Source organism: Erwinia sp. MYb416 (genome assembly GCF_037479575.1).
Classification (GTDB): Bacteria; Pseudomonadota; Gammaproteobacteria; order Enterobacterales; family Enterobacteriaceae; genus Erwinia; species Erwinia rhapontici.
Window position 1 is genome coordinate 73,154 of sequence record NZ_JBBGYT010000439.1, and the last position, 13,497, is coordinate 86,650.

Genomic DNA, 13,497 nt, shown 5'->3' on the forward strand with positions numbered 1-13,497 from the left:
AGCATCTAAGGTTTATTATGAAAATCATCGTTACGGGTGGCGCAGGATTTATTGGTTCTGCAGTAGTCAGATATATTATTGAGCATACTCAAGACGAGGTGGTGGTGGTTGATAGCCTGACCTATGCCGGGAATATGGCCTCGCTGTCGCCGGTCATTGATAGTAAAAGGTTTACCTTTGAACTCGCTGATATCTGTGATGACAACCTCGTCGCTGAGATTTTTAACCGCTACCAGCCCGATGCCGTGATGCATCTTGCGGCGGAAAGCCATGTTGATCGTTCAATAGATGGGCCAGGCACATTTATCCAGACCAATATTGTTGGCACCTATACATTGCTGGAAAGTGCAAGGGCTTACTGGTCTGGCCTGAGCCCATCGCGCAGCAATGCTTTTCGTTTCCACCATATTTCAACTGATGAGGTTTACGGCGATCTCGATGGCACCGATGCGCTGTTTACTGAAACCACCTCTTATGCTCCCAGCAGCCCGTACTCTGCATCAAAAGCGGCCAGTGACCATTTAGTACGCGCCTGGCTGCGTACCTACGGTATGCCGACCATCGTGACAAACTGTTCCAACAACTATGGCGCCTACCATTGCCCGGAAAAGCTGATCCCTTTAGTTATTTCCAACGCCCTGTGCGGCAAACCTCTACCGGTCTATGGTGATGGCAAACAAGTTCGCGACTGGTTATATGTTGACGATCATGCAAGAGCACTATACCGGGTAGTTACCGCTGGCGTACCCGGGGAAACCTACAATATTGGTGGCTATAACGAGAGAAAAAATATCGACGTCATCATTACGATTTGTCACTTACTGGATGAATTAGCACCGATAAACCATGAAACTTTTAGCAGCTATGCCGAGTTAATCACCTTCGTGAAAGATCGCCAGGGACATGACCTGCGTTATGCCATTGATGCGAAAAAAATCGGCCAGGAACTTGGCTGGTATCCACAAGAAACGTTTGAAACTGGACTGCGAAAAACCGTTTCCTGGTTCTTAGATAATGAGAGCTGGTGGCGAAATACGCAGCATAAATAATTTCTCCATTACTTCACATTAAATATCAGGGTGACATCATGAAAGGTATTGTACTGGCAGGTGGTTCAGGGACGCGTTTATATCCATTAACCCAAGGAGCATCAAAACAACTGATGCCAATTTACGATAAGCCTATGGTTTATTATCCTATCTCGGTATTGATGCTTGCAGGCATCAGAGACATTCTTATTATTTCCACCCCTGAAGACATGCCTGGTTTTAAACGTTTATTAGGAACGGGGAGTCAGTTTGGCGTGTCGTTTACCTATGCCATCCAGCCCAGCCCAGATGGCCTTGCCCAGGCATTTATTATTGGTGAGGAGTTTATTGCAGGTGAGCGCTGTGCTTTGGTTCTGGGTGATAACATCTATTTTGGCGAAAGTTTCGGCCGTAAACTGGAACACGTGGTGGCTCGGGAACAAGGAGCGACCGTGTTCGGTTATGAAGTAATGGATCCTCAACGTTTTGGTGTCGTCGAGTTTGATAAAAATCAGCGTGCAATATCAATTGAAGAGAAACCAGAAAACCCAAAATCAAATTGGGCAATAACCGGACTCTATTTCTATGACCATCAGGTTGTCGAGATGGCAAAACGGGTACGCCCGTCCGTTCGGGGAGAATTAGAAATTACCACCCTCAACCAAATGTACCTGGATCAGGGGAATCTGACGGTGGAATTACTTGGCCGTGGTTTTGCCTGGCTTGATACCGGAACACATGAAAGCCTGCTTGAAGCATCACAGTTCATTCATACCATTGAACAACGCCAACGCTTCAAAGTCGCCTGTCTGGAAGAGATAGGTTATCGCAAAGGATGGCTCAATAAGGAGCAGGTTGCAGAACAGGCAAGAAAACTGCAAAAAACCCAATACGGCCGATATCTATCCTTATTGACGGAGGCGATTGATGAAAGTTACTAACACTGACCTTCCCGGCCTGAAAATAATCCAACCGAGTGTGTTTGGCGATCCGCGAGGATTTTTTCTTGAAACCTTTGAGAGGGATCGTTACCAAAAAATGCTGGAAATTGACCTTGATTTTGTCCAGGACAACCATTCCCGTTCATCAAAGTCGGTGCTGCGTGGCTTACATATTCAGTCCCAGCGACCACAGGGTAAATTGGTTCGCGTAGTTCGTGGGGCGGTTTTTGATGTTGCTGTTGACCTCCGACAGGGCTCAGCCACTTATGGTGGTTGGCATGGGGTGCTACTGTCAGAAGATAATCATACGCAGTTTTGGATCCCACCAGGCTTTGCACACGGCTTTCTGGTGTTATCTGACATTGCAGATTTTGAATATAAATGCACCGACTATTATTTCCCGGAGCATGAAGAGTGCCTGCTATGGAATGACCCTGAGATCAATATTACCTGGCCAGAAGACACTCCGTTGCTCTCTCTTAAAGATCAAAATGGTCAGTCGCTAAAGGGGTACAGAAAATGAAAGTTATGCTAACAGGTGCCAAAGGACAACTGGGGCGGTGTTTTTCAGACTGCGCCCCTGAGAGCTGGAAAATTTATAGTCTGAGTTCTGCTGAGCTGGATATTACTAATGGCAGAAAAGTCGAAGCTATCATCCGTGCATTAAAACCCAATTTCGTTGTCAATGCGGCAGGTTATACCCAGGTTGATCAAGCTGAGTCACAGCAGTTTTTAGCCAATGCCGTGAATCGTACAGGACCAGAGAATCTCGCGCGTGGTGCCAATAGTATTGGTGCAAGATTAGTCCATGTCTCTACCGACTATGTTTTTGATGGCAAGTCACAGCGTCCTTATCTTGAAGACGACAAGACCGCCCCGCTCAACGTCTATGGCAAGACGAAACTAGAGGGAGAAGCTGCCGTGTTGTTGCGTCAGCCTGAAGCCATTGTGTTACGCACCTCTTGGGTTTTCAGTGAGTATGGTAATAATTTCGTCAAAACCATGCTGCGGTTAGCCGCCACAAGGAAAATTCTGCGAGTAGTCGGTGATCAGCTTGGTTGTCCAACCGATGCACGCGATATTGCCATGGCCATCATCATGCTGCTCAAAGCACAGGCTCCCGGCGGGATATATCATTTTTCGGGAAGTACGATGATGAGCTGGTACGATTTTGCCAGGCAGATTATTGACATGGCCGCCAAGAATGAACTCCTGAACACCTGTCCGGAGTTGGTGCCTATCGCCACATCTGAATATCCATTTCAAGCGGTCAGGCCACTCTATTCCGTTTTAGACACTCATAAGATAGCCCCTTTTTATCATCCGTCGACCTTTGATGAATCATTGAGAAGGGTGATTTTTAGATGAGCCTTTTGTCTAATGCAAAGTGGAATGCCCTGTCACAATTTTTTAAGATATTTGTCCAGGCGGTCAATCTTATTTATCTGGCCAAAATCATTCCACCGGATCAATACGGCATCATGGTCATGGCAGTGGTGGTGATCAACCTCGGGATTCTGCTCAGGGATCTCGGAACATCAGCGGCAATTATTCAAAAGAAATCACTCAGCCACGATTTGATCAACTCCATTTTCTGGCTTAATGTGACACTCGGTGTTGTCTTATGCGGGGTTATCACGCTACTGGCTAAGCCATTGGCTATGCTGTACGGGCATCCTGAACTGACTACGATACTGATGATGCTTGCCGTGACGTTCCCGTTATCCAGTTGTGCCGCGACGCATCTCGCCTTACTGGAAAGGGATTCGCGCTTCAAAAGCATCGCCAGGATCGAAGTGACATCGGCGCTGGTGTCAGTGGTTGTCGCGGTTACAATGGCCAACCTTGGTTATGGCGTGTTTAGCCTGGTTGCTCAGGCCATTACGTTGAATCTGATGTCTGCCGTGCAGTTCTGGGTGGTTTCCCACTGGAGACCTTCCGTCAAACGGCTCATCCAATTGCGTGATATTAAAGAGATTTTTTCGTTCAGCACACATCTCTCTTTATTCAACCTGATCAACTATTTTTCGCGTAATGCTGACAGTTTCATTATAGGGAAATTTATGTCAGCAGCAATTTTGGGCCAATATAATCTGGCCTACCGCATCATGCTTTTCCCCTTACAGAGCCTGACCTTTGTCGCCACTCGTTCGCTTTATCCTATTTTAAGCAAATATCAGGATGAAAATGGGAAAATTCTTAACACTTATATCAATACTGTTTTTGTTATTCTTGCGTTAACTTCACCGCTAATGACAATTATAGGATTTTACAGTTTCCCATTGATCGCTACTTTTTTTGGTGAACAATGGCTAAAAACGGCTGAAATTCTCAAATGGCTGGCACCCACAGCCATTATACAGTCGGTTTTGAGCACCACAGGTTCGGTATTTATGGCAAAAGGAAGAACCGACATATTGATGCGCCTGGGTATATTAGGGGCATTTCTCCAGTTGACTGCTTTTATCCTTGGCGTTCAGTTTGACATTAACACATTTGCTAAGTTTTACTTAATTGCAAACGTGCTTAATTTCGCCCCTGTCATGTACTGTCTGATGAAAATCATTGGCGGTGATATATCCACCTTGTTTTTTAAAACATATCCAATTGCAATCTCTGTGATGAGCATGATTTTCTTTATGTTGCTTATCGACCACCAATTTCCTAATAGGGAGATAAAAGAGATATCACCTCTGATATTGATTTTTTTCAGCAACCTTTTATTTTATTTTCTTTGTCTTCTTGCCATATCAAAAGGTTCGAGAAAATTCATATATGGAAAAGTAGTCACACGAGCAGACGGATTTTTATCCACTAATCGACACAAGCGATCTATTGATAAATAGACACACAGCCATTAAAAAAATCACCCTTATAAATATCAACTTCTTCATTAATTAGGTTTATTCTCATGAATACACTACCGCATCACGTAAATATTAGCGCCAACATTTCTTATAAAAACACAATTAATAAATTCACACTCATATTTTCGGATCTTGTTTTTTTCAATGCGGCATTATTTATCACTCTGCAATTAATTAGTTCATATTCACTGCTCAGTCTTTCTGCTATTTCCACAACCAATTTTCAGATACATATCGCCACACATATTGTTTTATCCGTGGCTTGTATTGGTTGGTTCTGGATGCGCTTGAATCATTTCACCTACAGAAAACCCTTCTGGTTTGAGTTGAAAGAGATTTTCCGCACCATTCTTATTTTTTCAGTGATCGATCTGTCCATTACCGCACTCTCACAGTGGCAAATGTCCCATTCTGTCTGGCTCTTAACTTGGCTACTTACCCTGGTCATGGTCCCTTTAGGTCGTGCGATTTCCCGACGTTTACTGAACCATTTTGGACTGTGGAAAAAGCAGACAATTATCATTGGTAGTAACAAAAATGCCAAGGAAGCCTCGCAGGCATTACAGAGTGAAAATGTACTGGGGCTGGATATCATCGCCTTCTACGATGTCGACGGCAGCAGCCCACAAGCCAGTATCAACGGCATACCGGTACTGCATTATGAGCAGGAGCTGTGGCGGCTGACGGACAGCGAGACCCAGTTCATCGTGGCGGTGGAGTTTGAGCAGAGCCAGCACCGTGATCTCTGGCTGAAAATGCTGGCAACGCAAAACTGCCAATCCGTATCGGTTATTCCTTCCTTACGCGGCGTCCCACTTTATGGTACCAACATGGCTTATATTTTCAGCCATGAGGTGATGATTCTGCGGGTTAAAAACAACCTGGCGAAGCGGACATCACGCTGTCTGAAACGTACCTTCGATATCGTTGGTGCCCTCGGAATCATCATTTTGCTGTTACCGGTATTGCTGTTGCTAGGCTTTATGGTCGCACGCGACGGCGGCCTGCCAATTTACGGTCACGAGCGTGTGGGCATTAATGGGCGCAAGTTTAAGTGTCTGAAATTCCGGTCTATGGTGATTAATTCTAAAGAGGTGCTGGCAGAAGTGCTGCGCACTGACCCGGTAGCCCGCGCCGAATGGGATAAGGATTTCAAAATCAAGAACGATCCTCGTATTACTAAAGTGGGTCAATTCATCCGCAGAACCAGCCTGGATGAGCTGCCACAGTTGTGGAACGTGGTGCGGGGCGAGATGAGCCTCGTAGGCCCGCGCCCGGTGGTTGAAGATGAACTCAGTCGTTATGCCGGTGATGTTGACTATTACCTGATGGCAAAACCCGGGATGACGGGATTATGGCAGGTCAGCGGTCGCAATGACGTTGACTACGAAATACGTGTTTATTTAGATTCGTGGTATGTCAAAAACTGGTCACTGTGGCATGACATCGTGATTTTGTTTAAGACGGTCGCTGTGGTGCTAAAACGTGACGGTGCTTATTAATAACCAGACAGCGCTAAAAAAACGCTCATCTTTATTACCCAATCGACATTTCCACTCAATCTATGAGGTTTATGTGATAGCAAATGACCAGAATTGTCACCCAACTGCAAAATAAATTTATTATGCATGCGATAAAAAACTTATCTCATGAAAACCTTATTAAAAATAGCAGCTATTTTATTTGCGATGCTCAGTATTTCTTACTGGCATTAACCAAAAAAAATAACCATTTAAGCATGAAAAATATCGTTCTTATTTTCAATAATGAATTGGAGGTTTTTATTTTTCAATCAATCTGTAATGTGCCATTTTTTGCGCTGGATGTTCGCAGCCAGGATGTATTTACCTTCTTCAAAAAAAACAAATTATTTAAAAAAATTAAACCATTGAAAAAAAATAATGACAGCATCAGAATGCGTGTTTTTCTTCTTATTCTTCGCCATTTTGATGATGAAGCTATTTGCCAGTCACTATTCATCAGCATGAAAAGATTGAAAGAGATTAAGTCGCAACTGACCTGGATTTTCTTCGAGAAAAGAAGAAACCTGTTCTATCTTACCTTGAATGTATTAATCAACCATCACAGACTGGCTGCATGAACAACCGGAGTCTGGGTTGAATAAATCTAACTGTTGAGCGTAATCAGGCGGGCCAGCTCCGTCAGCATACAGTGCAAAAAAACCACGCACGGTGAAATTGCACATCGGGTTATCGACTCCACTGGCTTAACACTTTTCGGTGAGGGTGAGTGGAAGGTGAAAAAACACCGTAAGGAAAAGCGTCGCGTCTGACGGGGAGTGGCCGCCCCGCTGTTTCGGTCGGCCAGCACGGGGCAATCGAAAAATCACCCCGGTAAAATCAGAACGTTTCCCAGTTTGAATCAGACACGGGTGCGGCTACGGCAGGTGCCTTGCGCGCTGGAGTGCCCTTCAATGCCGGTCGCTTCAACGGTGCCGGTGCCACACTGCCCTGACGGGCAATACGGAACACGGCAACAGCCTGCGTCAGACGGCTGGCCTGATCTTCCAGTGAGGCCGCCGCCGAAGCAGACTCTTCCACCAGTGCGGCGTTCTGCTGCGTCACACGATCCATCTCTGTCACTGCCGTGCCGACCTGATCAATCCCGCGACTCTGTTCATCACTGGCTGAGGCAATCTCACCCATAATGTCAGTCACACGGCTCACTGCATTGACGATATCCGTCATGGTTTCCCCGGCGGTACCCACCAGCGCAGAGCCGCTGTCCACCCGAGAAACAGAATCTTCAATCAGCCCTTTAATTTCTTTCGCTGCCTGCGCACTGCGCTGGGCCAGATTACGCACTTCTCCTGCCACCACGGCAAAACCACGGCCCTGTTCACCGGCACGTGCCGCTTCCACTGCCGCGTTCAGTGCAAGGATATTGGTCTGGAAGGCAATACCGTCAATCACGCTAATAATGTCGGCAATCTTCTTCGAACTGCCGGCGATGTCATTCATGGTTTTCACCACGCCGTCCACCACTTTACCGCCCTTCTGCGCGGTTTCTGATGCGCTGAGCGCCAGCTGAGAGGCCTGACGGGCGTTCTCGGCATTCTGTTTCACGGTCGCCGTCAACTGCTCCATGCTGGCCGCCGTTTCCTGCAACGCGGAGGCCTGCTGCTCAGTGCGCGATGACAGGTCATTGTTTCCGGCAGCGATTTCGCTGGCACCGGTGTAAATAGCATCAGAACCGTCACGCACCACGCTGACCGTTTTCACCAGCGACTGCTGCATATCATGCAGACTGGACGCCAGCTGGGCCATCTCATTGCGCCCTTCTGACACAATTTTCTGCGTCAGATCGCCCGATGCGATACTGCGGATGTGGGCAATCGTCGCCTGCAACGGACGAATCAAAATATTACGCAGACCAAACCAGCACAGCACAATCAGTGCGATCACCAGCGCCATCACGGCGGCGATGGTCCACAGCATATGCTCATAGGCTTCCTGGTTCTGCACGGCACCCTGTGCGCTCAGCTGGTTCTGCACCTTACGCCATTCGGTATATACCGCCTGCATGGCAATCTGCTTCTTTTCAATGTTCTGTTTGAACATCGCATCCAGCTGTTTGTTTTCCATCTGCTGCGTCATCGCGACAAGCGCAGTGACGTAATCGCTGTAGCGCTGCTTAAGACGTTCGGTCAGATCAACATCCACACCTGGTGTTGCGGGCGTCGCCAGGAAGGCATCATAAGATTGTTGTGCGGTAACCAGCTGCTGTTTTGCCTGCGCACTGAGCGTAGACAGAGAGGCGCTGCTGCCGCTGTTCGCCGCTTCACTCTGAATGCGCAACATCCCGCGGTTCAGGGTGATACGTGTCTGGTTTAGCGTGACCCACGCATCGGTAAATAATGAGACGTTATCATTCGCCGTTTGAGAAACCGCAAAACTATTTTTGTCGTGTGTGAGCGCGTTTATAAACAAGCCGCCCGCCGCCAGTTGTAAAAATCCGAAGATAAATAGCACCAGAATCAGGCTGGTGACGACTTTAATACGCGTGAACATAAGTGAACCCTTGGTGAAATAAATGGAATAACAGTGGATGTATCGGTTACCAGGCGGGGATCTTTATGTTGCTGGGAGTTTAGTAACTAAAAGAGGCGAATCACCGATTCGCCTCTTTTTATAACACGCGGAAAAACACGCTATTACGCGCTACGCAGCGTATCCATCAGCGCCATCTCTTCACTGCTTAACAGCTTCTCGATGTCGACCAGAATCAGCATACGCTCACCCAGTGCACCCAGACCTGTCAGATACTCTGTCGACATGGTGACCGCGAATTCCGGGGAAGGACGAATTTGGTCCTGCGTCAGAGACAGCACGTCAGACACGCCGTCAACGACGATACCCACCACGCGCTGTTCCAGATTCAGAACGATCACCACGGTATTGTCGTTGTACTCGACATCGGGCTGCGCGAACTTGATGCGCAGATCGATAATCGGAACAATAACGCCACGCAGGTTAGTCACACCTTTAATAAACGCCGGGGTGTTGGCGATACGCGTCACCTGGTCGTACCCACGGATTTCCTGAACTTTCAGGATATCAATTCCGTACTCTTCGTCACCCAGCGTAAACACCAGGAACTCCTGACCCACGGTTTCGCCGGCGAGTTTAGTGACAGTGGCCATTCCAGTCATAATTCTACCCTTAATCAGTTATTGTCAGGCTGCGGCTCCCGCCACACGCTTTTCACGGTTCAGAGACTGCAGTGCTGAGACATCGACGATCAGCGCTACACTGCCATCGCCAAGGATGGTGGCAGCAGAGATGCCCGGCACTTTGCGATAGTTGCTTTCCAGGTTTTTCACTACCACCTGGTGCTGACCAATCAGTTGATCAACCAGCAGCGCGTAACGTTTTCCGGCGCTTTGCAGGATGACAACAATCCCCTGCGTGGCTTCGGTTTTGGCCCCCTGGACCTCAAAGACGTTCCACAGCTCAACCAGTGGCAGATACTCGCCACGCACTTCCAGCACGCGTTCGCCGCCTGCCAGTGCTTTCAGGTCGTCTGCCAGCGGTTGCAGTGATTCCATGACCGCATTCAGCGGCAGGATAAACACTTCGTTCGCCACGCGCACTGACATCCCATCGAGGATAGCCAGCGTCAGTGGCAGCAGGATACGGATTGTGGTGCCCTTGCCCTGTTTAGACGAAATTTCAACGTGTCCACCCATTTCCTGGATATTACGTTTCACCACGTCCATACCAACGCCACGGCCGGAAACATCCGTCACCTGCTCAGCGGTTGAGAAGCCTGGGGCGAAGATCAGCATGCCGACCTCTTCGTCGCTCATGGATTCGCTGACCGGCAGGCCAGAAGACAAGGCTTTCGCCAGAATACGTTCACGGTTGAGACCGGCACCATCATCGGTGACTTCGATGCAGATGTTGCCGCCCTGATGTTCCGCAGACAGCGTCAGGTTACCGATCGCATGTTTGCCTACCGCCTGGCGTTTGTCAGGGGTTTCGATACCGTGGTCAAGGCTGTTACGCACCAGGTGCGTTAACGGGTCAATGATACGTTCGATCAGGCTCTTATCCAGTTCGGTCGAGCTGCCCATCAGGGTCAGTTCAACTTCTTTACCCAGCTTACTGGCCAGGTCACGCACCAGGCGTGGGAAGCGGCTGAAGACGTATTCCATCGGCATCATACGAATCGACATCACCGACTCTTGCAAGTCACGGGCGTTACGTTCCAACTGCCCCATGCTGTTGAGCAGGTCGCCGTGGTTAACCGGGTCAAGTTCACCGGAGCGCTGGGCCAGCATTGACTGGGTAATCACCAGTTCGCCAACCAGGTTGATCAACTGATCGACCTTCTCTACCGCCACACGGATACTGGTGGATTCGTTAACTTTTGGATTAGCGACTTTTTTCGCCGGCTCACGCTTCAACTGCACAATGTCGCTGACACTGGCCAGTTCAGGCTCTGCAGCGACGTCAGCTTCAGCATCCGCCACGGCCTCAACCACAGGCGCTTCCGTCATGGCGCTGGCAATATCCACCACATCAGCCTGCGGGAAGTGGATCTGCGACTCGTCGATAACGAAGCACAACACGGCAACGATATCGTCTTTACCAACAGAGGAGTCGAGTGTGGCTTCCAGTGAATCATCACCTTTTACCGCATCGGAAACCGTGCCCAGGTTACCCAGCTCTTCCAGCATCAGATCGGCTTCGTTGGTTTTCAACCCGGTCAGTTTAATGCGCAGACCGCTGGCCACTACGGAAGGCGTACCGCCCGCTGCAACAGGTGCGATGTCGGTGACCGGTGCTTCGCCTTTGGCTTCCAGCGCGAGCTGACGTAAGGCCTGACAAATGTATGCAAACGTCGCGGCGTCGGGTTCCGAGGCGGTTTTATACGCATCTAGCTGTTCCTGCATAATATCTTTGGTTTCCAAAAACAGGTTGATGATATCGGTACTGAGCTGCATTTCGCCGCGGCGCGCACCGTCGAGAATATTTTCCAGAATATGCGTGGTTTCCTGTAACACAGTGAAACCAAAAGTACCCGCCCCGCCTTTAATCGAATGGGCAGCCCGGAAGATAGCATTAAGCTGTTCCGAATCTGGTTCCTGCGGGTCAAGACCCAACAGGTGTTGTTCCATGTCCGCCAACAATTCGTCGGCTTCATCAAAGAACGTCTGGTAAAAGTCGCTGATATCCATGCTCACGGTATCACCTCGGCTGTGAGTCGCGATCGGTCTGGGTCGTCGGTGCCGGAGCAGCAGGTAACGAAGTTACCGGCGCCTGGGTACTGACAGACTCAGCCTGTGGGTGTTGAGGGTCTTGGTTTTTGGTGGCTGTGGAAGGAACTTCCGGCGCCGCTATCTCTTTAAGGCTACTTGCATCGTTAATCTGCACCGCATCACTTTCGGCGTTTTCACGCTCGATCTGCGTTTCGGTGTCATGATTTAACACCAGCAGACTGATACGTCGATTCACCGAATCGTTTCCGCCGCGATTCTTTAGTTTCATGGTGTCAGACATGCCCACCACGCGCAGCATCTTGCCACCGTCCAGTCCTCCCAGTACCAGCTCACGCCGTGATGCATTGGCGCGGTCGGCAGAGAGTTCCCAGTTACTGTAGCCACGGTCGCCCCCGGCATACTGGAAATCATCGGTATGGCCCGCCAGGCTGATCCGGTTCGGAATATCATTCAGAATCGGGGCAATAGCGCGCAAAATATCGCGCATATAAGGTTCAACCTCAGCGCTACCGGTTTTAAACATGGGTCGATTCTGGCTGTCGATGATCTGAATACGCAGCCCCTCTTCCACCATGTTAATAATCAGGTGCGGACGCAGAGCACGCAGTCGCGGGTCAGCTTCAATCAGCTGGTCCAGCTTCTCCCGCAGGCGGTTCAGACGAATCTCTTCCAGCTTGCGTTTCTGCGCATCCATATCCACCACTTTATGGACTTCACCGATTTTTTCCGTCGGGTCCTGGCCACCGCCAGGAATCGGGCTTGAGCTATCGCTGCTGCGCTGCCCGCCGGTTAACGCCACTTTCAGCGGCGTTTTAAAGTAATCGGCAATCTGAATCAATTGTTGAGGACTCGAGATTGAAATCAGCCACATCACCATAAAAAAGGCCATCATTGCCGTCATAAAGTCGGCGTAGGCGATTTTCCATGAACCGTGCGAGCCGGCATGCTTATTCGACTTTTTCCGCTTTACCAGCACAATGGGGTGATTGTTATGCTTCATGCGTCTTGGTCCGAAGTCTGCTTATTGGATTTAGCATTACGCACATGCTCTTCCAGCTCGGTAAACGACGGTCGGTCGGTTGAGTACAACGTCTTACGACCAAACTCCACCGCAATCTGCGGGGCATAACCGTTGAGGCTGGAAAGCAGCGTGACTTTAATGCACTGCATCATTTTGGTGTTCTCTGCACACTTCTGGCGTAATACACCCGCCAGTGGAGAGATAAAACCGTACGCTAACAAAATACCGAGGAAGGTTCCCACCATCGCGTTGGCGATCAGCGCACCCAGTTCCGCCGCAGGTCGGTCTGCAGAAGCCAGGGTATGAATAACCCCCATTACCGCTGCAACGATACCGAATGCCGGAAGTGAGTCACCCATCGTCGCCAGTGCCGTTGCCGGGACATCACACTCGTGTTCGTAGGTTTCAATCTCTTCGTCCATCAACGCTTCGATCTCAAAGGCATTCATATTGCCGCTGACCATCAGGCGTAAATAGTCGGTAATAAAATCCACTAATCTTTTATCGGCAAGAATGCGCGGGTAATTAGCAAAAATCTCACTTTCCTGCGGATTTTCGATATCGCGCTCCAGCGACAGCATCCCCTGCTGGCGCGATTTAGCCATCAGGCGATACAGCAGCGCCATCAAATCCATATAAACGGCTTTATTGTATTTCGCGCCACGCATCAGCAACGGTAGCGATTTCAATGTCGCTTTAATCGCCTTACCGTTGTTACCAACGATAAACGCACCGACACCGGAACCGACAATAATCAGCACTTCTGAGGGTTGGTATAATGCGCCAAGATGGCCGCCAACCATTGCGAAGCCGCCTAACACCGACCCGAGGACAAGGATGTAACCCAATATAATCAGCACAAATAATCCTTACGCTGCAAACGTGTGGGTGGAAG

12 protein-coding genes and 1 pseudogene are annotated in these 13,497 nt (G+C 49.1%); 8 read left to right on the forward strand and 5 right to left on the reverse strand.

Translation table 11 applies throughout. The features are described 5' to 3' along the window. The first annotated feature begins 14 nt into the window (after nucleotides 1-14). The 8 genes and pseudogenes from rfbB to WH277_RS19190 form a co-directional block, all read left to right on the forward strand. Nucleotides 15-1,049: a dTDP-glucose 4,6-dehydratase gene (rfbB, locus tag WH277_RS19155; protein WP_159336711.1), complete on the forward strand. Its 1,035-nt coding sequence runs from the start codon at nucleotides 15-17 to the stop codon at nucleotides 1,047-1,049. Nucleotides 1,050-1,087: 38 nt separating this feature from the next. Beyond that, a complete protein-coding gene (gene rfbA / locus WH277_RS19160) occupies nucleotides 1,088-1,969 on the forward strand; it encodes a glucose-1-phosphate thymidylyltransferase RfbA (RefSeq protein ID WP_167863762.1) in 882 nt (293 codons plus the stop codon). Next, complete coding sequence (gene rfbC / locus WH277_RS19165) at nucleotides 1,956-2,492, forward strand: dTDP-4-dehydrorhamnose 3,5-epimerase (RefSeq protein ID WP_159336477.1); 537 nt, start codon at nucleotides 1,956-1,958, stop codon at nucleotides 2,490-2,492. Before rfbA ends, rfbC begins: the two co-directional genes overlap by 14 nt. Then, a complete protein-coding gene (gene rfbD, locus WH277_RS19170; RefSeq protein WP_339506475.1) occupies nucleotides 2,489-3,337 on the forward strand; it encodes a dTDP-4-dehydrorhamnose reductase in 849 nt (282 codons plus the stop codon). Before rfbC ends, rfbD begins: the two co-directional genes overlap by 4 nt. Beyond that, nucleotides 3,334-4,815 carry a lipopolysaccharide biosynthesis protein gene (locus tag WH277_RS19175; RefSeq protein ID WP_339506477.1) on the forward strand — a complete coding sequence of 494 codons (1,482 nt, stop codon included), beginning with the start codon at nucleotides 3,334-3,336 and terminating at the stop codon, nucleotides 4,813-4,815. Before rfbD ends, WH277_RS19175 begins: the two co-directional genes overlap by 4 nt. A gap of 65 nt (nucleotides 4,816-4,880) precedes the next feature. Continuing rightward, nucleotides 4,881-6,338, forward strand: coding sequence for an undecaprenyl-phosphate galactose phosphotransferase WbaP (gene wbaP / locus WH277_RS19180; protein WP_339506478.1), 1,458 nt, complete (start codon nucleotides 4,881-4,883; stop codon nucleotides 6,336-6,338). 83 nt (nucleotides 6,339-6,421) lie between these two features. Then, nucleotides 6,422-6,937: a hypothetical protein gene (locus WH277_RS19185; protein ID WP_159336473.1), complete on the forward strand. Its 516-nt coding sequence runs from the start codon at nucleotides 6,422-6,424 to the stop codon at nucleotides 6,935-6,937. Nucleotides 6,938-6,976: 39 nt separating this feature from the next. Then, a pseudogene (locus WH277_RS19190) lies at nucleotides 6,977-7,126 on the forward strand (IS5/IS1182 family transposase); the annotation flags it as partial. Nucleotides 7,127-7,196: 70 nt separating this feature from the next. Here WH277_RS19190 and WH277_RS19195 read toward each other — a convergent pair. From WH277_RS19195 to motA, 5 genes are all read right to left on the reverse strand, one after another. After that, complete coding sequence (locus WH277_RS19195; protein ID WP_133841760.1) at nucleotides 7,197-8,867, reverse strand: methyl-accepting chemotaxis protein; 1,671 nt, start codon at nucleotides 8,865-8,867, stop codon at nucleotides 7,197-7,199. Between the two features lie 143 nt (nucleotides 8,868-9,010). Next, nucleotides 9,011-9,508 (reverse strand): chemotaxis protein CheW, encoded by a 498-nt coding sequence (cheW, locus tag WH277_RS19200; protein WP_133841759.1) that lies wholly within the window; start codon nucleotides 9,506-9,508, stop codon nucleotides 9,011-9,013. Nucleotides 9,509-9,532: 24 nt separating this feature from the next. Next, nucleotides 9,533-11,539, reverse strand: a complete 2,007-nt coding sequence (cheA, locus tag WH277_RS19205) for a chemotaxis protein CheA (protein WP_133842137.1) — start codon at nucleotides 11,537-11,539, stop codon at nucleotides 9,533-9,535. 10 nt (nucleotides 11,540-11,549) lie between these two features. After that, the gene (gene motB / locus WH277_RS19210; RefSeq protein ID WP_133841758.1) at nucleotides 11,550-12,581 is read right to left on the reverse strand and encodes a flagellar motor protein MotB; all 1,032 of its coding nucleotides are present in this window, start codon (nucleotides 12,579-12,581) and stop codon (nucleotides 11,550-11,552) included. Further along, nucleotides 12,578-13,462 (reverse strand): flagellar motor stator protein MotA, encoded by an 885-nt coding sequence (gene motA / locus WH277_RS19215; RefSeq protein ID WP_133841757.1) that lies wholly within the window; start codon nucleotides 13,460-13,462, stop codon nucleotides 12,578-12,580. Before motA ends, motB begins: the two co-directional genes overlap by 4 nt. Nucleotides 13,463-13,497: the final 35 nt, after the last annotated feature.